Source organism: Microbacterium kribbense, assembly GCF_039537285.1.
In the GTDB taxonomy this organism is placed as follows: domain Bacteria; phylum Actinomycetota; class Actinomycetes; order Actinomycetales; family Microbacteriaceae; genus Microbacterium; species Microbacterium kribbense.
Genome location: NZ_BAABAF010000003.1, coordinates 61335 through 87445, shown reverse-complemented (window position 1 = coordinate 87445; position 26111 = coordinate 61335). Strand labels below are relative to the sequence as shown.

At 69.9% G+C, this 26111-nt stretch carries 21 protein-coding genes; 15 read left to right on the top strand and 6 right to left on the bottom strand.

Features of this window, described 5'->3' with window-relative positions; all coding sequences use genetic code 11:
- Positions 1-404 precede the first annotated feature (404 nt).
- A complete protein-coding gene (locus ABD705_RS04955) occupies positions 405-1982 on the bottom strand; it encodes an MFS transporter (protein WP_344781174.1) in 1578 nt (525 codons plus the stop codon).
- Positions 1983-2251: 269 nt separating this feature from the next.
- On the opposite strand from ABD705_RS04955, the gene ABD705_RS04950 reads away from it, so the two are divergent.
- Positions 2252-4411: a DEAD/DEAH box helicase gene (locus ABD705_RS04950; protein ID WP_344781172.1), complete on the top strand. Its 2160-nt coding sequence runs from the start codon at positions 2252-2254 to the stop codon at positions 4409-4411.
- Between the two features lie 167 nt (positions 4412-4578).
- Complete coding sequence (locus ABD705_RS04945) at positions 4579-5607, top strand: ATP-dependent 6-phosphofructokinase (protein ID WP_344781170.1); 1029 nt, start codon at positions 4579-4581, stop codon at positions 5605-5607.
- Between the two features lie 463 nt (positions 5608-6070).
- Here ABD705_RS04945 and ABD705_RS04940 read toward each other — a convergent pair whose 3' ends face one another.
- Both ABD705_RS04940 and ABD705_RS04935 read right to left on the bottom strand, forming a co-directional pair.
- Positions 6071-7042 carry a hypothetical protein gene (locus tag ABD705_RS04940; protein ID WP_344781168.1) on the bottom strand — a complete coding sequence of 324 codons (972 nt, stop codon included), beginning with the start codon at positions 7040-7042 and terminating at the stop codon, positions 6071-6073.
- A gap of 351 nt (positions 7043-7393) precedes the next feature.
- The gene (locus ABD705_RS04935; protein ID WP_344781166.1) at positions 7394-9520 is read right to left on the bottom strand and encodes a S9 family peptidase; all 2127 of its coding nucleotides are present in this window, start codon (positions 9518-9520) and stop codon (positions 7394-7396) included.
- Between the two features lie 171 nt (positions 9521-9691).
- Between ABD705_RS04935 and ABD705_RS04930 the strand changes: the two genes are divergently transcribed.
- The 5 genes from ABD705_RS04930 to ABD705_RS04910 all read left to right on the top strand — a co-directional run bounded on the left by ABD705_RS04930 (position 9692) and on the right by ABD705_RS04910 (position 14673).
- A complete protein-coding gene (locus tag ABD705_RS04930; protein ID WP_344781164.1) occupies positions 9692-11203 on the top strand; it encodes an inorganic phosphate transporter in 1512 nt (503 codons plus the stop codon).
- Positions 11200-11526: a peptidase gene (locus ABD705_RS04925; RefSeq protein ID WP_344781162.1), complete on the top strand. Its 327-nt coding sequence runs from the start codon at positions 11200-11202 to the stop codon at positions 11524-11526. Before ABD705_RS04930 ends, ABD705_RS04925 begins: the two co-directional genes overlap by 4 nt.
- A gap of 24 nt (positions 11527-11550) precedes the next feature.
- On the top strand, positions 11551-12462 hold the full coding sequence (locus ABD705_RS04920; RefSeq protein WP_344781159.1) for a phosphodiesterase: 912 nt from the start codon (positions 11551-11553) through the stop codon (positions 12460-12462).
- 134 nt (positions 12463-12596) lie between these two features.
- Entirely contained in the window at positions 12597-14069 is a 1473-nt protein-coding gene (locus ABD705_RS04915; RefSeq protein ID WP_344781157.1) for an aspartate ammonia-lyase, read from the top strand.
- Positions 14070-14154: 85 nt separating this feature from the next.
- Positions 14155-14673, top strand: a complete 519-nt coding sequence (locus tag ABD705_RS04910) for a DUF4190 domain-containing protein (protein ID WP_344781155.1) — start codon at positions 14155-14157, stop codon at positions 14671-14673.
- Between the two features lie 45 nt (positions 14674-14718).
- Here ABD705_RS04910 and ABD705_RS04905 read toward each other — a convergent pair whose 3' ends face one another.
- Positions 14719-15585 carry a fumarylacetoacetate hydrolase family protein gene (locus tag ABD705_RS04905; protein ID WP_344781152.1) on the bottom strand — a complete coding sequence of 289 codons (867 nt, stop codon included), beginning with the start codon at positions 15583-15585 and terminating at the stop codon, positions 14719-14721.
- A gap of 56 nt (positions 15586-15641) precedes the next feature.
- Between ABD705_RS04905 and ABD705_RS04900 the strand changes: the two genes are divergently transcribed.
- The 3 genes from ABD705_RS04900 to ABD705_RS04890 all read left to right on the top strand — a co-directional run bounded on the left by ABD705_RS04900 (position 15642) and on the right by ABD705_RS04890 (position 18086).
- The gene (locus ABD705_RS04900) at positions 15642-16826 is read left to right on the top strand and encodes a PrsW family intramembrane metalloprotease (RefSeq protein WP_344781149.1); all 1185 of its coding nucleotides are present in this window, start codon (positions 15642-15644) and stop codon (positions 16824-16826) included.
- Positions 16827-17009: 183 nt separating this feature from the next.
- A complete protein-coding gene (locus ABD705_RS04895) occupies positions 17010-17378 on the top strand; it encodes an FKBP-type peptidyl-prolyl cis-trans isomerase (RefSeq protein ID WP_344781147.1) in 369 nt (122 codons plus the stop codon).
- Positions 17379-17519: 141 nt separating this feature from the next.
- Positions 17520-18086, top strand: coding sequence for a YceI family protein (locus ABD705_RS04890; RefSeq protein ID WP_344781145.1), 567 nt, complete (start codon positions 17520-17522; stop codon positions 18084-18086).
- Between the two features lie 51 nt (positions 18087-18137).
- Here the strand turns inward: ABD705_RS04890 and ABD705_RS04885 are convergent, their stop codons facing one another.
- Positions 18138-19445 carry an MFS transporter gene (locus ABD705_RS04885; protein WP_344781142.1) on the bottom strand — a complete coding sequence of 436 codons (1308 nt, stop codon included), beginning with the start codon at positions 19443-19445 and terminating at the stop codon, positions 18138-18140.
- 185 nt (positions 19446-19630) lie between these two features.
- Between ABD705_RS04885 and rpsO the strand changes: the two genes are divergently transcribed.
- From rpsO to ABD705_RS04870, 3 genes are all read left to right on the top strand, one after another.
- Positions 19631-19900, top strand: a complete 270-nt coding sequence (gene rpsO / locus ABD705_RS04880) for a 30S ribosomal protein S15 (protein WP_344781139.1) — start codon at positions 19631-19633, stop codon at positions 19898-19900.
- A gap of 196 nt (positions 19901-20096) precedes the next feature.
- Positions 20097-21293, top strand: a complete 1197-nt coding sequence (locus ABD705_RS04875; RefSeq protein ID WP_344781516.1) for an LLM class flavin-dependent oxidoreductase — start codon at positions 20097-20099, stop codon at positions 21291-21293.
- Complete coding sequence (locus ABD705_RS04870) at positions 21290-21931, top strand: FMN reductase (protein ID WP_344781137.1); 642 nt, start codon at positions 21290-21292, stop codon at positions 21929-21931. The genes ABD705_RS04875 and ABD705_RS04870 overlap by 4 nt, the downstream gene beginning before the upstream one ends.
- 21 nt (positions 21932-21952) lie before the next feature.
- On the opposite strand, the gene ABD705_RS04865 is transcribed toward ABD705_RS04870, so the two are convergent.
- On the bottom strand, positions 21953-22138 hold the full coding sequence (locus ABD705_RS04865; RefSeq protein ID WP_344781135.1) for a DUF5302 domain-containing protein: 186 nt from the start codon (positions 22136-22138) through the stop codon (positions 21953-21955).
- A 331-nt stretch (positions 22139-22469) separates the two neighbouring features.
- Here ABD705_RS04865 and ABD705_RS04860 point away from each other — a divergent pair, with 331 nt between their 5' ends.
- Entirely contained in the window at positions 22470-24734 is a 2265-nt protein-coding gene (locus tag ABD705_RS04860; protein ID WP_344781133.1) for a polyribonucleotide nucleotidyltransferase, read from the top strand.
- Between the two features lie 297 nt (positions 24735-25031).
- A complete protein-coding gene (locus tag ABD705_RS04855) occupies positions 25032-26093 on the top strand; it encodes an aldo/keto reductase (RefSeq protein WP_344781131.1) in 1062 nt (353 codons plus the stop codon).
- The last annotated feature ends 18 nt before the right edge of the window (positions 26094-26111 follow it).

The window sequence follows — 26111 nt, the reverse complement described above, 5'->3', positions numbered from 1 at the left end:
CCGCCCGCCGCTTGCACCGCGCCCGCGCTCCTGAGGTCGCCCCTTGCCTCAGTCGCACCCACGCTGCTGAAGTCTGAGGCCATCCGCGCCGCCGCCGGCCAGTGCATTCTCGGGCCGCCGGATCGCCCGGCGGCCCAGTTCTTGGACGAGCAACCTCTGGAGCCAGGTCGTGGACGGCGGGCTCCGCCGCGGACGTCCCTTTTTCGCATCCTGAACTTCCGCCTCACGCCCTGCTGACCCTGACGTTCAGACACCAAGACGCTGTGTGGACAGGGGTTTCAGCAGCGCGTGAACGGGCGGTTCAGGGGTCGGTGAGCGCGAAGTTCGGCAGTGCGCGAGCGGGAGGTTCAGGACGCGAACGAGAGTGCCGCGTCCGCGCGGCGCGGACACTGCGCGGCGTGAATTCACTGTCCGAGGTCGGTGCCTCCCATCGCGGTGGGTGCCGCCCCGTCCGGCATGACGACGGGCGCCGTCCTGCTCGGCGTCTGGCCGGGCCGTGCGCCGTCGGCCGTCGGTGCCGTGCCATCCGGCGCGCGCCCGGCCGCGGTGCCATCCGGCGCTCGCACACCCGACGCACCGTCCGACTGCGCCGCCACCTCCGCCGGGCGTGCCGGATTGCGGATTCCGATCAGGGCGATGATGCCGCCGATCGCCATGAGCGCGGCGGTGACCACGGCTGCGCGGCGGAAGCCGTCCAGGTCGAGCACGCCCGCGGTGATGACGCCGAGGGTGGCGACCGCGATCAGGCCCGCGACGCGGGCCACGGCGTTGTTCACCGCCGATGCGATGCCGGACCGGGTCGGGTCGATCGCTCCCAGGATCGCCGCCGTCAGCGGTGCCACGGTCAGCGTCAGTCCGGCGCCGTATACGACGACGGCCGGCAGCACCTGGGTCCAATAGTTGAAGTCCTCCTGCACGGTCAGCAGAAGAGCGAGCCCGACCGCCATCACCAGCGGTCCGACCGTCATGAACAGGCGCGGCCCGATCTTGCCCGACCAGGTGCCCACGTATGAGCTGAACACGATCATGATCACTGTCGACGGCAGGCTCGCGAGCCCTGCCAGGGTCGCCGACAGCCCCGCCCCCTGCTGCAGATACACGCCCAGCACCAGGCCGTTCAGCGCCAACGCGCCGTAGACGAACGCGGTCGACAGGTTGCCTGCGGAGAAGTTGCGGATCCGGAACAGGCTCAGCGGCAGCATCGGCTGCGGGGCGGTGCGCTGGCGGATCAAGAAGCCGATCAGAGACACGACACCCCCTGCGGCCGTGGCCCAGATGGCCGGCGATGCCCAGCCGAGCCGCCCCTGCTCGATCAGGGCGAACACGGTGCCGCCCAGGCCCACGGTGCACAGCGCGGCCCCGATCCAGTCGACGGCGACGCCCGGCTCGCGGTGGTCCTTCTGGTGCAGCGCGACCAGCAGCCAGAGCGTCGCGGCGATCGGCAGCACGTTGATCAGGAACACCGCCCGCCACGAGATCAGGTCGACGAACGCGCCGCCCAGCACCGGGCCCACCAGCATCGCCGCCGTCGTGGCCCCGGTCCACGTGCCGATCGCGCGCGCCTGCGCCTTTCCCCGGAACGTCGAGGTGATCAGCGCCAGCGAACTCGGCACCAGCAGGGCACCCGCGATGCCCTGCACCCCGCGCGCGATGATCATGAAGAGCGGATCCGGTGCCGCCGCGATCGCCAGCGACGCGACCCCGAAGCCGATCAGCCCGATGCGCAGCACCACGATCCGCCCGAACACGTCGCTGAGCGACCCGGCGACCAGGATCAGGGCGCCGAGCGTGATCAGATACGCATCCACGATCCACTGCTGCGCGGCCAGCCCGCCGCCCAGTTCCCGCCCGATCGCCGGCAGCGCGACGGTCACGACGGTGCCGTCCAGGAACGACACGAACGACGCGAGGATGGCGATCCACAGCACGAGACGCTGCTGTCGCGAGGTGTCGGCCGCAGCATCCGGAATCGAATCGCCCACGGCCACACTGTAAGCCCGGAAACGCCCGGGCGGCGTGTGCGGCCGGCGTCTGGCGCACGGAGCGCCACAGTACGAATGGCCGCGGGAGGGCCGCGGATGCCGTAGAATGTGGGCGGGTGCGCAACCGGCACATCGCAGAAGCGATGCATGCCGACGACCGCGTCCGCCCCGCGTGTGTCCCGGCACCCGAGCCGCCTGCGGGGTATCGCAGCCCGAACCGGTTCGCATCGACGCATGTCGGTGCACCCGGCACCACTCTCAGGAGAAGCATGCCGACCACGGCAACCGCCGCCAAGACATCCGCTCATCGTCGGAAGTCTTCGTCCGCCCGCCACGACGACGAAGCCCCGATCATCCCGATCCTCGCCCGCAAGGTGCGCGAGGTCGAGGCGAAGGCGCAGCGTGGCAAGCTCGGCCCCACCAACCGGGTCAAGTTCCAGGTGATCGCATTCCTCGTGCGCGAGGAGCGTGCTCGCGTCAAGTCCGATGGCGAACTGGGCGACGCGGTGCGCACCGAGCTGCTGAAGCGGCTGGACGGCGTGGCCACGATCCTGGCCAAGACCGCCGCGCGCGACACGTCGCTGATCCAGCTGCTGGAGGCCGATTCGGCCACCTCGCCGGTCGCCAAGCGGATGCGCCGCGACTGGCTGCTCGAGTCCGGTGCCGATCTGCCGCCCGACGAGCTGATCATCACGGATGTCGCCCCGGTGCAGGCCACCGTCGTGCCGGCGGCCCTGGCCGAGCGCCAGGTCGTGCCGATCCAGATCGAGGCCCGCCGCGAGTCGAACCCGTTCCTGGCCCCCGACCTCGTCCTGCGGGCGGCAGCGGCCACGCCGCGCCGGCGGCTGGACAGCTGGGAGCTGATGGGCCCGCTGTACAAGGCGTTCTCCTCCGGCGCCGGCGGCAAGGCCGCCACGATGGACCTGCCCCCCGTGCCCGAGTTCGACCGGCTCTCGCCCAAGGGGCTGGAGATCATGCCGCACCAGTCCCGGTTCCTGGAGGCCGTGCGCGCCGGGCACCGGTCGTTCCTGCTGGCCGATGAGCCGGGCCTGGGCAAGACCGCGGAGTCCGTGCTGGCGGCATCCATCGCCGGCGCGTATCCGCTGCTGGCCGTCGTCCCCAACGTCGTGAAGATGAACTGGGCGCGGGAGGTGCAGCGGTGGACGCCGCAGCGCCGCGCCACCGTGATCTCCGGCGACGGTGAGGAGATCGACGCGTTCGCCGACATCTTCATCATCAACTACGAGATCCTCGACCGTCACCTGTCCTGGCTCGGCACGCTCGGGCTGAAGGGCCTGGTCGTGGATGAAGCGCACTTCATCAAGAACCTCAGCTCGCAGCGGTCGCAGAACGTGCTGGCGCTGGCATCCCGCATCCGCGAGCAGGTCGCCGACCCGCTGCTGCTGGCGCTGACCGGCACGCCGCTGATCAACGACGTCGAGGACTTCGACGCGATCTGGCGCTTCCTCGGCTGGACCACCGGCCAGAAGCCCGGCCCGGAGCTGATGGCCAAGCTCGATGCCACCGGGCTGACCCCCGCCGACAAGGCGTTCTATCCGGAGGCCCGCGACGCGGTGATCTCGATGGGGATCGTGCGGCGCAAGAAGAAGGATGTCGCCGCCGACCTGCCCGACAAGCTGATCGCCGATCTGCCGGTCGAGCTGGATGACGAGTACGGCCGCTCCATCCGCCAGGCCGAGCGCGAGCTCGGCCAGCGCCTGGCCGATCGCTACCGGCGCATCATCCAGGCCCGCGGCGACCGCGGGCTCGCGCCCGGCGAGGTGGACGACGACATCATCCGCATGGTCGCGCAGAACGAGCTCGACGAGTCCAAGGCCGCCGGCACCGGCGGGGACAACGTGTTCACGATGGTCCGCAAGATCGGCCAGGCCAAGGCGCTGCTGGCGGCGGACTACGCCGTGCAGCTGCACCGCTCGGTCGGCAAGGTCGTGTTCTTCGCCAAGCACATCGACGTGATGGATGCCGCCGAAGCCCACTTCGCGGCATCCGGCCTGAAGTCCGTGTCGATCCGAGGGGATCAGAGCACCCCCGCCCGGCAGGACGCGATCGACGCGTTCAACGGCGACCCGACGGTCGGCGTCGCGGTGTGCTCGCTGACGGCGGCCGGCGTGGGCCTGAACATGCAGGCGGCGTCGAACGTCGTGCTGGCCGAGCTGAGCTGGACTGCCGCCGAGCAGACGCAGGCCATCGACCGCGTGCACCGGATCGGGCAGGATGAGCCGGTCACGGCGTGGCGGATCATCGCCGCGCACACGATCGACACGAAGATCGCCGAGCTGATCGACTCCAAGCAGTCCCTGGCCGCGCGCGCCCTGGACGGCGAGGCCGTCGACCCGCTCTCCAGCGACTCGGTGCAGCTGTCCGCGCTGATGCACCTCACTCGGCAGGCGCTGGGCGTCGTCGACTGAGGATTGTGCTGCCTGCGGCGCCTGCGCTGGTGGTGGCGCCGGCGGCGCTGGTGGTGGCGCCGGCGGCGCCGGCGGCGCTGGTGGCGGTGGCTACTGCGCGGTCTCGCGCAGTAGGGTCGAACCAGGCAGCGTCGCCCGATACCCTTCCCCGAAATTAGGACGGCAGCATGAAGATCGGCATCCTGACCAGCGGTGGCGACTGCCCAGGCCTGAATGCGGTCATCCGCGGCGTCGTGCTGAAGGGCACGACGGCATACGGTCTGGAGTTCGTCGGCATCCGGGACGGTTGGCGCGGGGTCGTCGATGGCGACTTCTTCCCGTTGACCCGGCACGAGGTCAAGGGCCTGTCCAAGGTCGGCGGCACCATCCTGGGCACGAGCCGCACCAACCCCTACGAGGGGGTGCGCGGCGGTGCCGAGAACATCTCGAAGACCCTCTACGGTCATCACCTCGACGGCATCATCGCGATCGGCGGCGAAGGCACCCTGGCCGCGGCCGATCGTCTCTCGCACGACGGCATCAACGTGGTGGGCGTGCCCAAGACGATCGACAACGATCTGCGCGCCACCGACTACTCGTTCGGCTTCGACACCGCCGTCAACATCGCCACCGACGCGATGGACCGGCTGCGCACCACCGGTGACTCGCATCAGCGGTGCATGATCGCCGAGGTGATGGGCCGCCACGTCGGGTGGATCGCGCTGCATGCGGGCATGGCCGCGGGCGCGCACGCCATCTGCATCCCCGAGGTGCCGATGTCGATCGACGAGATCTGCGACCTGGTCACCCGGGCGCACGATCGCGGCCGCGCGCCGCTGGTGGTCGTCTCCGAGGGCTTCACGCTGACCGGCATGGCGGAGGCATACAGCGCCAAGGGTCTGGATGCCTTCAACCGGCCGAGGCTGGGCGGCATCGGCGACGTGCTGGCGCCCGAGTTGGAGCGTCGCACCGGCATCGAGACGCGCTCGACCGTGCTGGGACACATCCAGCGCGGCGGATCGCCGTCGGGCTTCGACCGGGTGCTGGCCACGCGACTGGGGCTGCACGCGGCCGACGCGGTGGTCGACGGTGCGTGGGGCCAGATGGTCGCGCTGCGCGGCACCGACATCGTGCGCGTGCCGTTCGAGGAGGCCCTCGGCGAGCTGAACACCGTCCCGCGCTACCGCTACGACGAGGCCGCCGCGCTCTTCGGCTGAGGCGTCGCTCGTTTGGGCGCTCCTGTAGATGTCAACCGGGCAGAGGGACGCACCGCCCGGCTGGCCGCCTGGCGGTGCGTCCCGGTCTCAGTACCGGTGGAATGTCGGGTTCGTACCCGCCTCGTCTGCGCCCGGGCGCTGATGGTGGTCTCATAACGGGTGGGTGGATGCTGGCCCGCCCGCCGGATCTGCGCCCGGGCACTGATGGTGGTCTCATAACGGGTGGGTGGATGCGGGTCCGCCCGCCGGATGTGCGCCCGGGCGCTGATGGTGGTCTCATAACGGGTGGGTGGATGCTGGCCCGCCCGCCGGATCTGCGCCCGGGCGCTGATGGTGGTCTCATAACGGGTGGGTGGATGCCGGTCCGCCCGCCGGATGTGCGTCCGGGCGCTGATGGTGGTCTCATAACGGGTGGGTGGATGCCGGTCCACCGATCTGACGCGAGACCGGGGCTGCCCTGGAGTCAGGCACGGCCAGGGCGCCAGCCCGCGGCGAACAGGGCCTCGGTCGTTTTGTCGATCGCCGGTTGCGCATCCGGATGAAGGTGGTGGCTCAAAATGCGCACATGGTTCCAGCCCTGGGCGCGGATGTCATCCCAGCGGTCGGCATCCTTCGCGAACTGCTGTTCGTTGAACGCATGCGTCCGGCCGTCGTGTTCGGGTGCCACGCGATATCTGCGATACGCGAGGTCGAGTCGGGCGACGAAGCGGCCATCCTGCGCGCGAAGCACGACGTTCAGCTCCGGTTCTGGCAGCCCTGCGCGGACCAGAGCAAGCCGGAGCACCGTTTCTTCGTGGGTCTCTGCGCCGATTCGAACCTCGGCAAGTGCACGACTGAGAATGCCGCCGGCGACATCCCCCGCCCGTTCGATCTCGCGGCGGAGAGCATCGATCGTGATCAGCCGGCGGCGGGGGAGCACGAGGAAGTCCGCCGCAGCGATCAGATCGTCCAGTTCCCAGAAGTGGCCGACCTGTCGCCACAGCCGCGCAGGATCGTCGATCGGCAGGCCGCGAGCATGCCATCGCGAGGGTGCACGTTCACGAAGGCGATGCCCGACGACACCCGCCCGCCGAGGTTTGGACGCCGGATGCCGCGCGGAAATGTGCAGCTCGCGGGAGTCGGCCTCGGTGAAGGGCATGGGCGCACCAAGCAGCGCAAGCCCCGTTTCGTGGCTGAAGAACTGGGTCGGCGCCAGCACCGGCGCGAATTGCGCAGCCCGCTCGAGCAGAGCTGCGTGGATCCGCTCCAACCGGACCGAGTGCGTCTCATCGTCGGGGATCGATGCCGGTTCGCTGCGCAGCGCTCGCGCGCCACGGGTGGGGATGACCAGGTCGTTCGCACGGAGCCGGGATCTCGCCACGCCGGCGGCCGACGCGCTGGCGATGGAGAACGGTCCTCGATCCAGCGGCGAGGGCAGCGGCGACGCGCGAGTCATCACACCAGTAAGCAGCACGCAACGGCGTCGGTGCGCGGTCAAGGCCAAGAATGTGGATGCAGAATCCCATGCCCCTGCCTGGGGAGGAGGCGCTGCGCACCCTGTGCGACCTTGTGTCGCGCCCTCACGCCGCGCCGCGCCAAGGTGAGACCGCTTGGTGGGGGCGGTCTCGTCTCGGGTGGGTCCGAAGGCGCGGACCCGCCGGTTGTGAGACCGCTTGGTGGGGGTGGTCTCGTCTCGGGTGGGTCGGCCGGTGCGGACCCGCCGGTTGTGAGACCGCTTGGTGGGGGGCGGTCTCGTCTCGGGTGGGGCGGCCGGTGCGGATGCCGCCGGGGGCAGGGGATGCCGCGCCTAGGCGGCGGCGACGCCGACCACCTCGAGCAGCCAGGCCAGCTCGAACGCGCGCTCGCGCCAGGCATTGTAGCGACCGCTGACGCCGCCGTGGCCGGCGGCCATCTCGCACTTGAGCAGCGCGTCGGCGCCCACTTCGCGCAGCCGCGCGATCCATTTCGCCGGCTCCACGTACAGCACCCGGGTGTCGTTGAGCGAGGTCACGGCGAGGATTCGCGGGTAGGCGGCATCCCGCACGTTCTCGTACGGCGTGTACGACTTCATGTAGGCGTACACGCCGGCGTCGTGCAGCGGGTCGCCCCACTCGTCCCATTCGATCACCGTCAGCGGCAGCGTCGGGTCGAGGATCGTCGTCAGCGCGTCCACGAACGGCACATCGGCGAGGATGCCGGCGAACAGCTCCGGTGCGAGGTTGGCCACCGCGCCCATCAGCAGGCCGCCCGCCGACCCGCCCTCGGCGACCATCCGGTCGGGCGTGGTCACGCCCGACGAGACCAGGTGCCGCGCGCAGTCCACGAAGTCGGTGAAGGTGTTGCGCTTGTGCAGCAGCTTGCCGTCCTCGTACCACTGCCGGCCCATCTCGCCGCCGCCGCGCACGTGTGCGACGGCGAACACGACGCCGCGGTCCAGCTCGCTCAGCCGCGCGACCGAGAACCCCGGCTCGATGGAGTGCTCGTACGAGCCGTAGCCGTACAGGTGCAGCGGCCGCGGCGCGCCGCCGGGGTCGCCGAACGAGCGCTTCCACACCAGCGAGATCGGCACCCGGGTGCCGTCGGCCGCGGTGGCCCACTCGCGCGACTGCCCGTAGTCGGCCGGGTCGTAGCCGCCCAGCACCGGCTGCCGCTTGCGCAGCAGCTTCGCGCCGGTCGCCAGGTCGTAGTCGTAGACGGTACCCGGCGTCACGAACGACGCATAGCCCATCCGCAGCACCGGCGGCGCCCACTCCGGGTTGCCGGCCACTCGCGCGGCATACAGGGGCTCGTCGAAGTCGAGCTCGGTCACGGCGCCGGTCGCGTAGTCGAACAGTCCGATCCGGGCCAGGCCCTCGCGCCGGTAGCCCAGCACCGCGACGTCGCGGAACGTCGACAGCCCCAGCAGCCGCACGCCGGGGCGGTGCGGGAGGACGATCTCGCGCGGCCCGGACGGGTCGGATGCCGCCACCCGCACCAGCTCGAAGTCCAGCGCATCCTGGTTGTGCAGGATGTACAGCACGTCCTGCCCGTCCACGACGGCGTGGTCGCTGTCGTACTCGACGCCCTCCACCCGCGGCCAGACCACGCGCGGCGGCTGCCGCAGGTCCGCGGCATCCACCAGCCACTCCTCGCTCGTGATCGACGAGCCGACTCCGATGACCAGGTACTTCTCGCTGCGGGTGAACCCGGCGCCCACCCAGTACTTCTCGTCCGGCTCGTAGAACAGCTTCGCGTCGTCGGCGACCGGGGTGCCCAGCTCGTGCAGCCACACCGTGTCGGGCCGCCAGGCGTCGTCGACGGTCGTGTAGACGATGAACCGGCCGTCGGGGGAGAAGGATGCCCCGGCCGACGTGCCCGGGATCTCGTCGGGCAGGTTCTGCCCGGTGCCCAGATCCCGCACCCGCAGCGTGTAGCGCTCGTCGCCCTCGACGTCGACGCCGTACAGCATCCTGGTGCCGTCGGTGCTGACCTCGAAGCTGCCCACGGCGAAGAACTCATGCCCGTCGGCCTCGACGTTCGCATCCAGCAGCACCTGCTCGCCGGGCACGTCCACGTCGGCCGACAGCTCGGGCGGCGTCCAGTCGTCGGCGGCGGCCAGCGGCGCGCGGCACTGGATGCCGTACTGCCGGCCCTCCACCGTGCGGCCGTAGTACCACCACGATCCCAGCCGGGTCGGCACCGACAGGTCGCTCTCCTGCGTGCGGCCCTTGATCTCGGCGAAGATCCGCGTGCGCAGGCCCTCCAGATGCGCAGTGCGGGCGGACGTATAGGCGTTCTCGGCCTCGAGGTGCGCGATCACCTCGGGCTCATCCTTCGCGCGCAGCCACTCATACGGGTCGGCGACGGTGTCGCCGTGATGGCGGCGCTCGGTCGGGCGGCGCGGTGCGACGGGGGCGGAGGAGGATGCCGCTGCGGCGGCGCTGTTCTCGGTCACGCCATCCACGCTAGTGCGCGCGGCTGCCGCCGCTTGAGAGTTCACACAACGGCCCGGACCGTGAGAGTATTTATTTGCCCGCGATGCCGGGACCACGTGACCTGCGAACTCTTCGTTCGTGACGCCGATGCCGTCGGCCTCCCTTGTTCCTCACCTCCCGGAAAGCAGACGGTGGAAACCGCAGCCCTGATCGTTGTGCTGGTCATTGCGCTGGCACTCTTCTTCGACTTCACCAACGGCTTCCACGACACCGCCAACGCGATGGCGACGCCGATCGCCACCGGTGCGCTCAAGCCGAAGGTCGCCGTGGGACTGGCGGCGTGTCTGAACCTGGTGGGCGCGTTCTTGTCCACCGAGGTCTCCAAGACGATCTCGCACGGGATGATCCGCGAAGACCAGATCAGCCATACCGCCTTCCTGCCGCTGATCTTCGCGGGCCTGATCGGTGCCGTCACCTGGAACATGCTCACCTGGCTGCTGGGCCTGCCCTCCAGCTCGTCGCACGCGCTGTTCGGCGGCCTGATCGGCGCCACCCTCGTGGGCGTGGGGTTCATCGGCGTCGACTTCGGCGTCGTGCTGAGCAAGATCATCCTGCCGGCGGTGATCTCACCGATAACAGCCGGGGTGATCGCCTTCCTGGTCACCCGGATGGCCTATGCCCTGACCCGGCGCTACGACGGCAAGCCGGACGGGCGCGACGGGTTCCGCTGGGGGCAGATCTTCACCTCGTCGATGGTGGCCCTCGCGCACGGCACCAACGATGCGCAGAAGACGATGGGCATCATCACCCTCACTCTGATCATGGGCGGGATGCAGGATTCCGCACACGCCGACCCGCAGGACTGGGTGCGGTTCGCGTGCGCGCTCGCGATCGGCCTGGGCACCTACGTCGGCGGCTGGCGCATCATCCGGACCCTCGGCAAGGGGCTGACCGACGTCAAGCCCGCGCAGGGGTTTGCGGCCGAGTCATCGACTGCCGCGACGATCCTCGCCTCCAGCGCGCTGGGCTTCGCGCTGTCGACCACGCAGGTCGCCTCCGGATCGGTGATCGGCTCGGGCCTGGGCCGGCGCGGATCCAAGGTGCGGTGGGGCACGGCGGGGCGCATCGCGATCGGCTGGCTGCTGACCCTGCCCGCCGCCGGCGTGGTCGGTGCCATCACGGCGCTGATCGTGCGGTGGCTCGGGCCGTGGGGGATCCTGGTGGATGCCGTCATCGCGCTGGCCGTGATCATCGCCCTGTTCAGCAGGTCGCGTCGCAACAAGGTGACCGCCGCCAACGCGATGAGCGATGTGGCCGAGTCCGGCCGCGCGATCAAGGTCAAGCGCAACCCCCCGCCCACGCGCCGCCAGCGCGCGATCATCCGCGAGCAGGAACGGCTCAAGGCCGAGGCCAAGGCGCTGCGCAAGGCCGAAGAACAGGAGCGCGAGCGCCGCCGCGCCGACGAAGCCGCCCGTGCCCGGGCCGAGAAGAAGGCCAAGGCCAAGGCCGAGGCGAAGAAGAGCTCGCACGAGAAGAAGCACGCCGATGCGGCCGAGCGCGCGCAGGCGAAGAAGTCCACGGGCAAGAAGGCGGCCGAGAAGTCCGCCGGCCAGAAGGCGCCGCACAAGCCGGCCGCGGACGAGGCGCCGCACAAGCAGGCCGCAGGCAAGAAGACGCCCAGCGGGAAGGGGCCGGGATCATGATCGACTGGATCGCGTTCCTCCAGGTGTTCGTGGCGGCGCTGATCGGCGCCGCCCTGGTCGTCGGCTTCTATGCGATCGGGGTGCGGCTGCTGGTGCGCGCCGGCCGGGTGCCGGTGGTCGCTCCCGCCGAGTTCACCGACGCGATCACCGTCATCACCGCCAAAGAGGCGGCGCGCGCCGAGAAGGCCGCGGCCAAGGCCGCGCGCAAGAGCCCGCTCAGCGAGAGCCAGAAGACCCTCGCCCGGATCGGCGCCTATGCGTCGTTCACGCTGTGCGCGCTGGCGGCGGTGGGCGGTGTGCTGCTCATCCTCTTCAACCACTGACCGACCCCTCGCTACGCTGGGGGGATGGCTGCCGCATCCGTCCGCTTCGGTTCGCATCCCCCCGCTGCGCGCACGATCGTGCATGTCAGCGATACGCACCTGCTCGGCGCCGACCGGCTCCTCGGCGGCCGTTACGACAGCACCGCGAATCTGCAGCGCACGCTCGAGGCGATCGAGCGGCTGGATGCCGCACCCGACGCGATCGTGTTCACCGGCGACCTGACCGACTTGGGCGAGCCGGACGCCTACGCGGCGCTGAAGGCGACCGTCGAGCCGTTCGCGGCCCGACTGGGCGCGCAGCTGGTCTGGGTGGCCGGCAACCACGACGAGCGGCCCGAGCTGCACCAAGGGCTCCTCGGCGGCGCGCCGACGCAGGAGCCGGTCACCGGTGTATGGGACCTCGACGGCCTCCGCCTGATCGCACTGGACACCTCGGTGCCCGGCTGGCACCACGGTGATCTCGACGATGACCAGCTGGCCTGGCTGCGCGAAGTGCTGGCTGCTCCCGCGCCGCGAGGCACGCTGCTGGCCATGCACCACCCGCCGCTGCCGAGTCATCTGCCGCTGTTCGACATCCTGGAACTGCGCCACCAGGATGCGCTGGCGCAGGCGATCGCCGGCACGGACGTCCGCGGCATCCTCGCCGGCCACCTGCACTATTGCACGCACGGCATGTTCGCCGGCGTCGAAGTGAGCGTGGCCGCGGCCACCTGCTACACGATGAACCTGGCCCGTCCGGCACAGCAGGTCAACGGCATGGACGCCGCGCAGTCGTTCCAGCTGGTGCACGTCTACGACGACACCATCACGCACGCCGTGGTGCCGGTGGTCGACGCCGAGACCGCCGACTTCTTCGACGAGGAGTGGATCGCGGCGATGGCGGCGCTTACCCCGCAGCAGCGGCTGGAGGCGTTCTCGCGCAAGCCCGGCCGGTGACCGCCGCGATGCAGACCCGGCGTCCAGCCGCGGCATCCGGTCTGGACACCGGGTACACGAGCCGGTGATCGGGATGCGGGTAGGCTCGAAGCATCCCTAGATCCGCCGTGACACACCCACAAGGAACAACACCCATGGCTTTGGACGCAACGATGCGCACTCGTACCGAGACCGATTCGATCGGCACGATGGAGATTCCGGCAGACGCCTATTGGGGCGTGCACACCGAACGGGCGCTGGAGAACTTCCCGATCGCGAAGCGGCCGATCTCGGTCTACAGCGAACTGGTGCGGGGCCTGGCCATGGTCAAGCAGGCATCGGCGCGCGCGAACCGTGAGATCGGCGCGCTCTCGCACGAGAAGGCCGACCTCATCGACCGTGCCGCGCAGCTGGTCATCGACGGCAAGTACCACGACCAGTTCGTCGTGGGCGTCATCCAGGGCGGCGCCGGCACGTCCACGAACATGAACGCGAACGAGGTCATCACCAACATCGCGCTGGAGCTGGCCGGCCGGGAGAAGGGCGACTACGCCTACCTGTCGCCGATCGACGACACCAATCGCAGCCAGTCCACCAACGACGTCTACCCGACCGCGATCAAGGTCGGCCTGTCGCTGATGCTGCGCAGCCTGCTGGATGAGCTCGAGCTGCTGCGCAAGGCGTTCCTGGCCAAGGCGGTCGAGTTCCACGACATCCTCAAGGTCGGCCGCACGCAGCTGCAGGATGCCGTGCCGATGACCCTCGGTCAGGAGTTCCACGGCTTCGCCACGACGCTCGGGTACGACCATCAACGGCTCACCGAGAACGCGAACCTGCTGTACGAGATCAACATGGGCGCGACCGCCATCGGCACCGGCATCACGACCCACAGCGACTATGCGCCGGCCGTGCTGCGCCACCTGCGCGAGATCACCGGACTGGATCTGGCCACCGCCGACGACCTGGTCGAGTCCACCAGCGACACCGGCTCGTTCATGTCGTTCTCGGCGTCGCTCAAGCGCAACGCCATCAAGCTCTCGAAGATCTGCAACGATCTGCGCCTGCTCTCATCCGGGCCGCAGGCGGGTCTGGGCGAGATCAATCTGCCCGCCGTGCAGGCCGGGTCCTCGATCATGCCCGGCAAGGTCAACCCGGTCATCCCCGAGGTCGTCAACCAGGTCGCGTTCTCGGTGGCCGGCGCCGACCTCACCGTCACGATGGCGGTCGAGGGCGGCCAGCTGCAGCTGAACGCGTTCGAACCGGTCATCGCGCACTCGATCTTCCAGTCGATCACCTGGATGCGCCAGGCGATGTGGACGCTGCGGGTGAACTGCGTGGAGGGCATCACCGCCAACCGCGAGCGCCTGGGCGCCATGGTCGGCTCGTCGGTCGGCGTGGTCACGGCGCTGACGCCGTTCATCGGCTACGCGGCCGCGGCCGCCCTGGCCAAGACGGCGCTGCTGACCGGACACAACATCGCCGACCTAGTCGTGGACGGCGGGCTGATGACCCGCGACGAGGTCATGAAGCAGATCTCGCCGGCGCGGCTGTCGGGGCTCGAGGCCGTCACCGCCGCCATCCCGATCGTGCAGCCGGTGGAGAACATCGTCACCGACCAGCGGGTCTGAGCCGACACGTCGGACCGGAGATGCCACCGGGCCCGCCGCACCGGTAGCGTGGGTGCACGGTGACCAAGCCGACCGGAGGAGCTCCATGACCAACCTTCCCGACCCCGACGCCCCGCAGCCGCAGCAGCCGGCCGCACCGGCATCTGCGCAGCCACCGCAGCCTGCCCCGCCGGCATCCGGTCAGCAGCCGCCGCCGGCGTACCCGCAGGCGTCGGCCTACGGGCAGCCGCCCGCATACGGGCAGGCTCCCGCCTACCCGCAGTCGGCGGACGGCGGCTACGGAGTGCCCGCGACGCCGCAGAACCCCGGCAAGGTGCTGGGCATCGTCGCGTTCGTGCTGGCGTTCTTCGTGCAGCTGGTCGGGCTGATCCTGGGCATCGTCGCGCTCGTGCAGAGCAAGAAGGCCGGCCAGAAGAACGGCTTCGCGGTGTGGGCGATCATCCTCAGCGCCGTGTTCATGGTGCTCGGCATCATCGCCGCGATCATCGGACTCGTGGTCTTCGCCTCATTCACCGCCGACATCACGCAGAACTGCGGGCCAGGCGGGTCGGGCTTCGTTACGGTGTGGGGCCAGCAGGTGTCCTGCTCCAACTACAGCAGCTGAGCCGCCTCTCGCACGGAAAGGGCCGGCCGCAGCCGGCCCTTTCCGTCAGTCCAGGATGCGGCAGTGCGTGGTCAGCTCGCCGATGCCGTCCACCGCGACCGTGACCGTCGATCGGTCGCGCAGGAAGATCTGCGGCTCGCGCGAATAGCCGGCGCCGCCGGGGGAGCCGGTCGAGATCAGCGTGCCCGGCAGCAGCGTCACCGACTGGGACAGGTGGGCGACCAGGGTCGACACCGGTCGGATCATCTGCCCGGTGGAGGCGTCCTGCACGGTGTGGCCGTCCACGACGGTCCAGATGTGCAGGCGCTGCGGATCGCCGACCTCGTCGGCGGTGACGGCCACCGGTCCGGTCGGGGTGAAGCCGTCGAACGACTTGCAGCGGGACCACTGCGCCTCGGAGAACTGGATGTCCCGGGCGGTGATGTCGTTGACCACGGTGTAGCCCCACACGTGGTCCAGCGCCTCGTCGGCCGAGACATCCTTCGCGGCCGTGCCGATGATCACGCCCAGCTCGGCCTCGTAGTCGACCGATTCGCTCAGCGATCGTGGCCAGGCGGTCGTGGCCTCGTGGCCGCTGAGCGAGTTCGGCCACAGCGTGAACACGGTCGGGGCGGTGTCGGCCTTCAGCCCCAACTCGTCGGAGTGGGCGGAGTAGTTCAGGCCGATCGCGATCACCGCGGGCGGGTCGATCACGGCCGAGGCATACGTCATCTTCTCCGGTGCCAGGCCGCCGGCGACCGCCGCTGCGGCATCCCGCACCCGGTCCAGCAACTCGTCGCCGCCGACGATGAGCTGCTGCAGAGTCGTGGGGCCGCCCGGCACCAGATCGGACACCAGATGCGCTCGCCCGTCGACCAGAGCCGCCAATTTCGGGTCGGAGCTGCCGGGGGCGATGAGATGGGCGAAGCGCATCCCTCCAGGCTATCGCGGGACGCTGGGAGCGCCCGGCCGCGAATATGCTGAGCGGCATGTCCTTTCCCTCGCCCCTGGCCCGCGGCTACTCCGGCCGGCCCCAGCCGGCCGCGCCGCCGGCCGCGGTGCCGTCGGTCGCGCCGGTGCCGGCGCTGCCGGCGCTTCCCTCGCGGGGGCGCCGCGCGGCGCCGTGGATCTTCGCCATGCTCGTCCTGGTGCTGCTCGCGCTGGTCGCCTACCTGCTCGACGCCCTGGGTCCGGTGGCCGCGATCGCCGGGATGCTGGTGGCGCTGATCCCGCTGGCCGCGGTGCTGCTGGCGATCCGGTTCATCGACCGGTGGGAGCCCGAACCGCGCGGCCTCGTCATCCTGGCGGTGGCGTGGGGGGCCACCGCGGCGGTGGGCATCGCGCTGGGCGTGGACTACCTGCTGACGCTGTCGACCGGCGGCGACATCACACCGCTGCATGAGACGCTGCGGGCGGTGGTCCAAGCGCCCATCGTCGAGGAGTTCGGCAAGGGCCTGGGCGTCTTCCTGATCTATCTGACCGCGCGGCGCGCCTTCGACGGCCCGGTGGACGGGATCGTCTACGGCGCCCTGGTGGGGGCGGGGTTCGCCTTCACCGAGAACATCCAGTACTTCGCGGTGGCGATGATCGAAGGCGGCACCGGCGACCTGACCACGACGTTCTTCCTGCGCGGCATCCTGTCGCCCTTCGCGCACGTCATGTTCACCAGCGTGACCGGGTTCGCGCTCGGTCTTGCCGCGCGCCGCGGCGCGAGCGCGCGCCATGCCGCCGGGCCGTGGGCGTTCGGGATGGTCGGCGCGGCGGCGCTGCATGCGCTGTGGAACGGCTCGGCGCAGTTCTTCGACTTCTTCGCGCTGTATGCGACACTGCAGGTGCCGCTGTTCGTGCTGTTCATCCTCGGCATCCTGCTGCTGCGCCGCGAGGAGCGGCGGCTGACCCGGCAGCGGCTGGGCGAGTACGTGGGCGCCGGCTGGTTCACGGCGCAGGAGGTCGACATGCTCGCCACCGGGCATGGGCGCCGGGCGGCGCTGGCCTGGGCGCGCGGGCTGCGCGGTGACCGCACCGCGGTGATGAAGGGCTTCATCGCGGATGCCACGGCCCTCGCCGCGGTGCGGCAGCGGATCGTGACCGGCCGGGATCCCGGCGCCGCCGCCGAACAACACGCGCTGCTGGCCCGCACGCTGGCCGCGCGCCAGGCGCTGTTCACCCCGTGATGCCGCACCCGCGCCACAACGCCGGGACCAAGACTCAGCGCCCGGTGCCGCGGCGATGCCTGCGTGTCAACCGAGCGCTGAGTTGATCTGAACACAGGATGGCACGTGCCCGCGGCAAGGTCAAGGGTGCCGTCCGCGTGGCTGAAATTGACCCGGAACCTGCCGTCGGGTTGGATGGAACCCATGACTGACAACCGCACCAAGCCCGAGATCGACGCCCCCGAGGGGCCGGCCCCGGCAGAGCTTGTGATCCGCGACATCACCGTCGGCGATGGCGACGTGGCGAAAGCCGGCGACACCGTGACGGTGCACTACGTCGGCGTGGAGTACGCGACCGGCGAAGAGTTCGACTCGTCGTGGAACAGCGGTCAGTCCATCCAGTTCCCGCTGCGCGGCCTGATCGCCGGCTGGCAGGATGGCATCCCGGGCATGGCCGTCGGCGGTCGCCGCGAGCTCGTGATCCCGCCGCACCTGGCCTACGGCCCGGCGGGCGGGCACTTCCTCGGCGGCAAGACCCTGATCTTCGTGATCGACCTGCTCGCGGTGGGCTGATCGCGCTCCGCACCGACCAGGAGATGCCGCGGCAGGAATGCTGCGGCATCTTTTTTTATATTCACTGGAATAGACAGCGGTAGCGCCTCGTTACATCACGCGTACCCGCCGAGAAGGCGTCCCCGAACCAGAAGGACTGATATGACCAGCACCACCGTTGCCCCCCAGATCGCAGGCTACAAGCCCGGCACCTGGGTGCTCGACCCCGCGCACAGCGAGGTCCAGTTCAGCGTGCGGCACATGATGATCTCGAAGGTGCGCGGCACCTTCGGCGTCAAGAGCGCGACGATGACGGCCCCGGAGAACCCGCTCGAGACGACCGTCGAGGCGTCCGTGGACGTCGCCTCGGTCGACACCAACGACAACGGGCGCGACAACCACCTGCGCTCGGCCGACTTCTTCGACGTGGAGAAGTACCCGACGATGGAGTTCCGCTCGACCGGCGTGCGCATCGAGGGTGAGAAGTTCCTCGTGGATGGCGACCTGACGATCAAGGACGTCACCAAGACGGTCACCTTCGACTTCGATTTCGGCGGCTTCGGCACCGACCCGTATGGCAACTACAAGGCCGGCGCGACGGCCAAGGCCGTCGTCAACCGCGAGGAGTTCGGCCTGACCTGGAACGCGGCGCTGGAGACCGGCGGCGTTCTGGTCGGCAAGGACATCACCATCGAGCTCGACCTGCAGGGCGCACTGCAGCAGGACTGAGATCGGTTCCCGGACGGGGTGGATGCTGCGGCATCCACCCCGTCCGCCGTCTCAGGGCTGCGGGTGCAGCGCGTCATAGGCGCGCAGGCGCGGGCTGGAGCGCAGAATCGTCGCGACCACCGCCATGATGATCAGTCCGCCCACCAGCGGCGGGAACCACAGCGCGAACAGCGTCGCCAGCGCACCGGCATAGAGCGCGCCGATGCGCGGACCGCCGGCGACGACCACGACGTAGATGCCCTGGAGGCGGCCGCGGATGCCGTCGGGCACGGCCGTCTGCATCATCGTCGAGCGGTAGATCGCGCTGATGTTGTCGGCCGCCCCCGAGATCGCCAGGGCGATCACCGCGAGCGTGAGCAGCACGACGTTGACGGTGTGCGGCCCGACTCCCTCCGGCGCGAACCAGCCCAGCGCGGCGGCGCCCAGCACGAGCCCGAACGCGGTGACGGCGGCGCCGTAGACGACGACGGCGCGCGCGATGCCCACGCCGTGCCGGCGCACTCGGCCGATCGGGCCCGAGAACAGGCTCGACGCGAAGGCACCTGCGGCCACGGCGGCCGTCAGCACGCCCGTGGTGACCGCGCCGCCGCCCAGCAGCACCGCGCCGATCGCGGGGAACAGGGTCAGCGGCTGCCCGAAGGTCATGGCCGTGATGTCGATCAGGTACTGCGCGCGGATGTTGGATGCGTGTCGCAGAAACCGCCATCCGTCGCGCAGCGACTGCAGGCCGGGGCGCGGCGGGGCGCCCTCGGGGCGGATGCTGGGCAGCGTCCACAGGCCGAGGAACAGCGAGGTCATCAGCACGACGTCGATCGAGTAGGTCCACCCGAAGCCGGCCACCGCGACCAGCACTCCGGCCAGGGCAGGCCCGGCCATCATCATCATCCCGACCGAGATGCCGTTCAGTGCGGATGCGGCCGGCAGCAGCTCGCGCGGGATCAGCCGCGGGATGATGGCCATCCGCGCGGCCAGCACGATCGAGTTGGCCGAGGAGTTCACGATGCTCAGCGCGTACAGCCACGCGGGCGTCTCGCCGCCGAACCAGGTCAGCAGCGCGAGCAGCAGCGTGGAGGCGAACGTGACCGATGCCGCCAGCAGCGCGACCACGCGACGGTCGAAGGCATCCGCCAGCATCCCGCCGTAGAGCCCCGCGAAGATCATCGGCACCAGGCCCGCGACGGCGATCATCGACACGGCGAAGGTGTCGCCGGTGATGGCGTACATCTGCAGCATCACCGCGACGATGGTCAGCTGACCGCCCAGTCCCGACAGGGCGGAGCCGGCCCACAGCCGGGCGAACGCAGGGGAGGCGGTCAGCGGGCGCAGGTCGATGAAGCTGGAGCGCGACAGGCCTGCCATCACCGGGCTGCCTGAGAGCGTTCTGCATCGTGCACGATCCTGAGGCTACCGGGGCGGAGGCGGCGTCGATGCGCGTGCGGTCGTGAGGTAGACTTGCGCAGTTGCCGTTAGATCGGCCGCGGATAAAGAGAGCTCACGCAGCAGGCGTCGGGCGCCGCGCAATGACGAGAAAAGGGGATCACTCTATGGCACTGGATGCAGAGGTCAAGAAGGCGATCATCGACGAGTACGCGACGCACCCGGGTGACACCGGATCCCCCGAGGTGCAGGTCGCGATGCTGACGCAGCGCATCAAGGACCTGACCGAGCACTTGAAGGAGCACAAGCACGACCATCACTCGCGTCGTGGGCTGTTCCTGCTCGTCGGTCAGCGCCGCCGTCTGCTCGGCTACCTCCAGGACATCGACATCGCACGGTATCGTGCGCTGATCGGACGCCTGGGTCTTCGCCGCTGAGCGAACCAGCGTATATCGCGCTTCTTCCGAGGGCCGCTCCAGGTGTGGGGCGGCCTTCGTCGTATCCGAGAGGCGGACCGGGAATAGTCTGTACGCCGCCGCGTTATACGAGATACATTCAAGTGCATAGATCGGGTGCCACGGCATCCGGGAAGCGGGAAAATCGATCGTGAGCGAGACCAGCACGTGGCCGGGCATGCAGTTCGGCCTGTTCTCGGTGAGTGACATCACCCAGGACCCCACCACCGGCGTCACCCCCAGTGAGGCCGAGCGCATTCAGGCGACGCTGACGATCGCCAAGCACGCCGAAGAGGTGGGGCTGGATGTCTTCGCCATCGGCGAGCACCACAACCCGCCGTTCTGGTCGTCGTCGCCGACGACGACCCTCGCCTACATCGCCGCGCAGACCGAGCGTCTGATCGTCTCGACCGCGACGACCCTGATCACCACGAACGACCCGGTCAAGATCGCCGAGGACTTCGCCGTGCTGCAGCACGTCTCGGGCGGTCGCGCCGACCTGATGCTCGGCCGCGGCAACACCGGCCCGGTCTACCCCTGGTTCGGCAAGGACATCCGCCAGGGGCTGGAACTGGCGATCGAGAACTACGCGCTGCTGCACAAGCTGTGGCGCGAGGACGTGGTGGACTTCTCGGGCAAGTTCCGCACGCCGCTGCAGGGCTTCACCTCCACCCCGCGTCCGCTGGACGGCGTTGCGCCGTTCGTCTGGCACGGCTCGATCCGCACGCCCGAGATCGCCGAGCAGGCCGCCTACTACGGCGACGGGTTCTTCGCGAACAACATCTTCTGGCCCTCCGAGCACTATCAGCGCCTGATCGAGCTGTTCCGGCAGCGGTGGGAGCACTACGGCCACGGTGCACCGTCCACGGCGATCGTGGGCCTGGGCGGCCAGGCGTTCATGCGCAAGAACTCGCAGGACGCGGTCAACGAGTTCCGGCCCTACTTCGACAACGCCCCGGTCTACGGCCACGGCCCGTCGATGGAGGACTTCACGAAGATGACGCCGCTGACCGTCGGCAGCCCGCAGCAGGTCATCGACCGTTACGCCGGGATGCGCGACCTGTTCGGCGACTACCAGCGCCAGCTGTTCCTGATCGACCACTCCGGCCTGCCGCTGAAGACCGTCCTCGAGCAGCTCGACCTGCTCGGCGGCGAAGTGGTCCCGGTGCTGCGCCGTGAGCTCGCCCAGAACCGCCCGGCCGAGGTGCCCGACGCGCCCACGCACGCCTCGCTCGTGCATGACGCCTATGGCGACGGCCCGGTGCGCCAGCCCCGGCCCAACGCCAACCGCGGCGATAACGTCACCGGCGGGTCGCCCTACCAGGACACCGAGTCCCCGGCGGGCGCGGCGTTCGGGCTGAAGGCGAGCCGATGAGCGCGCGCCGGATCGCGGTCGTCGCGGCCGGGCTGTCCACGCCGTCCTCGACGCGGATGCTGGCCGACCGGCTGGCCGCCGCCACGGTGCGGCACCTGGGCGAGAGCGACGTCGAGGCATCCATCGACGTGTTCGAGCTGCGCGACCACGCGCACGAGATCACCGACAACATGCTCACCGGGTTCGCCGCACCCGCGCTCGAATCGGTCATCAACGCCGTGGTCTCGGCCGACGCGCTGATCGTCGTGACGCCGATCTTCTCGACCAGCTATTCAGGTCTGTTCAAGTCGTTCATCGACATCATCGACAAGGAGGCCCTTGCCGGCATGCCGGTGCTGATCGGCGCGACTGCGGGCACCCCGCGGCACTCGCTGGCGATCGACTACGCCATCCGGCCGCTCTTCGCGTATCTGCACGCCGATGCCGTCTCGACCGGCGTGTTCGCAGCCTCGGCCGACTGGGGTGGTGGTGGTGACGGCGTGACGTCGCTGGCCGATCGGATCGAGAAGGGCGCCGCCGAGTTCGCCGCGGCCATCGCGCGGCGCGAGCCGGCGAGCGCCTCGGACCCGTTCGACCCGGCCAGCTATCTGGGCGGCGGCACCTCGTTCACGCAGCTGCTGGGCGGCGCCGGCCAGTAGCCCGCTGGGGCACAGGCCGGTTCAGCCGCTCTTGCGGCGGAACTCGCGCTTGTGCCCGGCCCGGCCGTGCGGCTCGTTGACCGCGCCCTGGCCGTCCAGATGCGCCGGCCCGTTGCGGTGCGCGGCGTTCTTCTTCTCGAGCGCCTCGCGGAACTTCTGCTTCATCTCGTCGGGTGCGGCATCCGAGTTCGTCTGATCGTCGCTCATGTCCCCACGATAGGCGAGGCGCGCCGCCACGGCCAGCACGACGTGCCCGGGCGCGGGGTGCCGGTCGTACGCGGGCCGGTACTGGTAGGCTTGGTCGGGTTGCCTTCGGGCACCCGCTCAATTGAACACTGAGCACATGGAGCAGGCCGGCAGGAAGCTGGTCCCCTGTGGTGGGTTCCCCTCCGGACGGAGGGTGGTCTTCTACTGGTGACCAGCGCTGGCGGCCGGCGGCGTTACGCCGTCGCGCGCTGATATCTGCCTGTTCCTGCTCCTTCGCATGACCTCGCCCGCGACACGCGCGGACGAGGATAAACAAAGAAGGAGAGACCTCTTGGAAGGTCCTGAAATCACTGCCGCCGAGGCCGTTCTCGATAACGGCCGCTTCGGCACCCGCACCGTCCGGTTCGAGACCGGACGCCTCGCCCAGCAGGCGCAGGGTGCAGTCGCCGCCTATCTGGACGACGAGACCATGCTGCTGTCGGCCACCAGCGCCGGCAAGCACCCGCGCGAAGGCTTCGACTTCTTCCCGCTGACCGTCGACGTCGAAGAGCGCTCGTACGCCGCCGGCAAGATCCCCGGCTCGTTCTTCCGCCGCGAGGGCCGCCCCTCCACCGACGCCATCCTGGTGTGCCGGCTGATCGACCGCCCGCTGCGCCCCTCCTTCGTCGAGGGTCTGCGCAACGAGGTGCAGATCGTCATCACGGTGCTCTCGATCGCGCCGGGCGAGTTCTACGACGCGCTCGCGATCAACGCGGCCTCCGCCTCGACGCAGATCTCCGGCCTGCCGTTCTCCGGCCCGATCGCCGGCGTGCGCCTGGCCTTCGTGCCCGGCCACGGCCAGCACGAGGATCAGTGGGTCGCGTTCCCGAACGCGAAGCTGCTCGAGGAGTCCGTGTTCGACCTCATCGTCGCGGGCCGGGTGCTCGAGGACGGCGACGTCGCGATCATGATGGTCGAGGCCGAGGCCACCGAGCACAGCTGGAACCTGATCAAGTCGGGCGCCACGAAGCCGTCCGAAGAGGTCGTGGCCAGCGGTCTGGAGGCCGCGAAGCCGTTCCTGAAGCAGCTGGTCGAGGCGCAGGCCAAGATCGCGGCGTCCGCGTCGAAGGAGCCCGGCGTCTACCCGGTCTTCCTGCCGTACTCGCAGCAGACCTACGACTTCGTCGCGCACCGCTCCTACGACGAGCTCGTGGGCGTCTACCAGATCGCCGACAAGATCGAGCGCCAGAACGCGGATGACGCGATCAAGGAGCGCGTCCGGGGCGAGCTGACCGCAGCCGTCGACTCGGGCGAGCTGCCGCAGATCGCCGCCTCCGAGTTCTCCGCCGCCTACAAGGGCGTCACCAAGAAGATCGTCCGCGGACGCATCCTCACCGGTGGCCACCGCATCGACGGCCGCGGGCTTGCCGACATCCGTCCGCTGGACGCCGAGGTGCAGGTCATCCCGCGCGTGCACGGCTCGGCCATCTTCCAGCGCGGTGAGACCCAGATCCTGGGTGTCACGACGCTGAACATGCTGAAGATGGAGCAGCAGATCGACTCGCTGTCGCCGGTCACGCACAAGCGCTACATCCACCACTACAACTTCCCGCCCTACTCGACCGGTGAGACCGGCCGGGTCGGCAGTCCGAAGCGCCGCGAGATCGGCCACGGATTCCTGGCCGAGCGCGCGCTCGTTCCGGTGCTGCCCTCGCGCGAGGAGTTCCCGTACGCGATCCGCCAGGTCTCGGAGGCGCTGGGCTCGAACGGCTCGACGTCGATGGGCTCGGTCTGCGCCTCCACGCTGTCGCTGCTGAACGCCGGTGTGCCGCTGCGCGCGCCGGTGGCCGGCATCGCGATGGGCCTGGTCTCGGACGAGGTCGACGGGCAGACCCGCTACGCGGCGCTGACCGACATCCTGGGCGCCGAAGACGCCCTCGGCGACATGGACTTCAAGGTCGCCGGCACCAGCGAGTTCGTCACCGCGATCCAGCTGGACACCAAGCTGGACGGCATCCCGACCTCGGTGCTGTCGGCCGCGCTGCAGCAGGCCCACGACGCGCGCATCACGATCCTGAACGTGCTGGACTCGGCGATCGACACTCCGGACGAGATGGCGCCGACCGCGCCGCGCGTGATCAGCGTGCAGATCCCGGTCGACAAGATCGGCGAGCTGATCGGCCCCAAGGGCAAGACGATCAACGCGATCCAGGACGAGACCGGCGCGCAGATCTCCATCGAGGAGGACGGCACCGTCTACATCGGCGCCGTCGACGGCCCGTCGGCCGAGGCCGCGCGTGCGCAGGTCAACGCCATCGCGAACCCCACGAACCCGGAGGTCGGGGAGCAGTTCCTGGGCACCGTCGTGAAGATCGCGGCGTTCGGCGCGTTCGTCTCGCTGCTGCCCGGCAAGGACGGCCTGCTGCACATCAGCGAGCTGCGCAAGCTGACCGGCGGCAAGCGGGTCGAGAACGTCGACGACGTGCTCTCGGTCGGCCAGAAGCTGCTCGTGCGCATCACCAAGGTCGACGACCGTGGCAAGCTGTCGCTCGAGCCCGTGCTCGAAGAGACGGCCGAGGTCGGCGCCCAGGCGCAGGAAGCCCCCGTCGAGGCCTGATCATCTGACCGGTTCACCGGCTCGGTGCGGCACCGGGTGCCCGTCCCCGTGGGGGCGGGCATTCGGCGTACCGGCGCATCCGCAGTGAGAACGGTATCGTCATCAGATCCGCGCGGCCTTGTCCCCCATATGGGGGACAAGGCCGCTTCACGCGACCAAAGTGTTACGCAATGTTTACCGACCGGTTGCCGGGGGACCGGGAGCGCCCGGGGATCTCGCCTACGCTCGGTACTACGCGCCGGGGGCGCGCGCACGGATGAATGGTCACGGATCGTATCGATTCGTGAGGGGGTGGACATGGCTGTCTTCGGCGTCGATTCGAATACCCGCGAGACCGGGGGGCCTACGGGGTCGTCACCGGCGCCCAGCCCGTCCGCAGGGCGTGGGCTGCCGCCGCACCCGTCAGCACCCATCCCCGTGCAGGGCCGGGCGGTCGGCGCGAGTGTGCGGGTGCCGCTGGGGGAGACCGGGGCGCAGATCTTCCCGCTGATGCTCGGCGGCGCGGAGTTCGGATGGAACATCGACCTGGCGGCCAGCCACGCGATTCTGGACGCCTTCGTCGAGCTCGGCGGCAACGCCGTGCACACGGCGGACAGCTACGCCGGGGGCCGCAGCGAGCACATCGTCGGCGAATGGCTGCGCGCCCGCGGCCTGCGCGACCAGATCGTCGTGGCCACCCGGGTCGGTGCCCATCCCGACAATCCGGGCCTGGGCCCGGTGAGCCTGGTGCGCGCGGTCGAGGCATCGCTGCAGCGGTTGGACACCGACCGGATCGACGTGCTGTATCTGGATGCCACATCCGGCGTCACCTCGATCGAAGACACCCTCGCCACCGCGGATTGGCTGGTCGAGACCGGCAAGGCGCGCAGCATCGGCGCGTTCGGCTTCACCGCCGAGCAGCTCGTCGAGGCGCGCATCTTGGCGTCGGCGGGCTATCCGCGCATCACGGTGCTGGATGTGCCGTACAACCTGCTGCGCCGGCAGGACTTCGACAGCGATCTGCGCCTGGTTGCCAGCGCCCAGAGCATGGCCGTGACGCCCTCGCACGCGCTCGCGCACGGCTTCCTGTCGGGCCGACACCGCTCCCGCAGCGAGGTCTCGCGGTCGACCCGGGGTGTGCAGCTGGCCGGCAGCATGAACCGTCGCGGCACCCGCACGCTGCGCGCGCTGGATGCCATCGGCACCGAACTGGGCGTGCCGCCCGCGGCCGTCGCGGTGGCCTGGCTGCTGGCCCAGCGCATCGTGGTCGCGCCGATCGTGAACGCGTTCGCGCCCGTGCACGTGCACGAGTTCGTGCAGGGCGTGGGGGTGCGGCTGAGCCGTGCCCAGCTGGCCGAGATCGCCCGCGCCGTGGACTGAGCGCGCCGGGCCCGACCC

Excerpts from the sequence above, each read along its gene's own strand:
- ABD705_RS04950 (WP_344781172.1), top strand. The coding sequence starts at position 2,252 with ATGCCGACCACGGCAACCGCCGCCAAGACATCCGCTCATCGTCGGAAG.
- ABD705_RS04945 (WP_344781170.1), top strand. The coding sequence starts at position 4,579 with ATGAAGATCGGCATCCTGACCAGCGGTGGCGACTGCCCAGGCCTGAAT.
- ABD705_RS04940 (WP_344781168.1), bottom strand. The coding sequence starts at position 7,042 with ATGACTCGCGCGTCGCCGCTGCCCTCGCCGCTGGATCGAGGACCGTTC.
- ABD705_RS04925 (WP_344781162.1), top strand. The coding sequence starts at position 11,200 with ATGATCGACTGGATCGCGTTCCTCCAGGTGTTCGTGGCGGCGCTGATC.
- ABD705_RS04920 (WP_344781159.1), top strand. The coding sequence starts at position 11,551 with ATGGCTGCCGCATCCGTCCGCTTCGGTTCGCATCCCCCCGCTGCGCGC.
- ABD705_RS04915 (WP_344781157.1), top strand. The coding sequence starts at position 12,597 with ATGGCTTTGGACGCAACGATGCGCACTCGTACCGAGACCGATTCGATC.
- ABD705_RS04910 (WP_344781155.1), top strand. The coding sequence starts at position 14,155 with ATGACCAACCTTCCCGACCCCGACGCCCCGCAGCCGCAGCAGCCGGCC.
- ABD705_RS04905 (WP_344781152.1), bottom strand. The coding sequence starts at position 15,585 with ATGCGCTTCGCCCATCTCATCGCCCCCGGCAGCTCCGACCCGAAATTG.
- ABD705_RS04900 (WP_344781149.1), top strand. The coding sequence starts at position 15,642 with ATGTCCTTTCCCTCGCCCCTGGCCCGCGGCTACTCCGGCCGGCCCCAG.
- ABD705_RS04895 (WP_344781147.1), top strand. The coding sequence starts at position 17,010 with ATGACTGACAACCGCACCAAGCCCGAGATCGACGCCCCCGAGGGGCCG.
- ABD705_RS04890 (WP_344781145.1), top strand. The coding sequence starts at position 17,520 with ATGACCAGCACCACCGTTGCCCCCCAGATCGCAGGCTACAAGCCCGGC.
- ABD705_RS04885 (WP_344781142.1), bottom strand. The coding sequence starts at position 19,445 with ATGGCAGGCCTGTCGCGCTCCAGCTTCATCGACCTGCGCCCGCTGACC.
- rpsO (WP_344781139.1), top strand. The coding sequence starts at position 19,631 with ATGGCACTGGATGCAGAGGTCAAGAAGGCGATCATCGACGAGTACGCG.
- ABD705_RS04875 (WP_344781516.1), top strand. The coding sequence starts at position 20,097 with ATGCAGTTCGGCCTGTTCTCGGTGAGTGACATCACCCAGGACCCCACC.
- ABD705_RS04870 (WP_344781137.1), top strand. The coding sequence starts at position 21,290 with ATGAGCGCGCGCCGGATCGCGGTCGTCGCGGCCGGGCTGTCCACGCCG.
- ABD705_RS04865 (WP_344781135.1), bottom strand. The coding sequence starts at position 22,138 with ATGAGCGACGATCAGACGAACTCGGATGCCGCACCCGACGAGATGAAG.
- ABD705_RS04855 (WP_344781131.1), top strand. The coding sequence starts at position 25,032 with ATGGCTGTCTTCGGCGTCGATTCGAATACCCGCGAGACCGGGGGGCCT.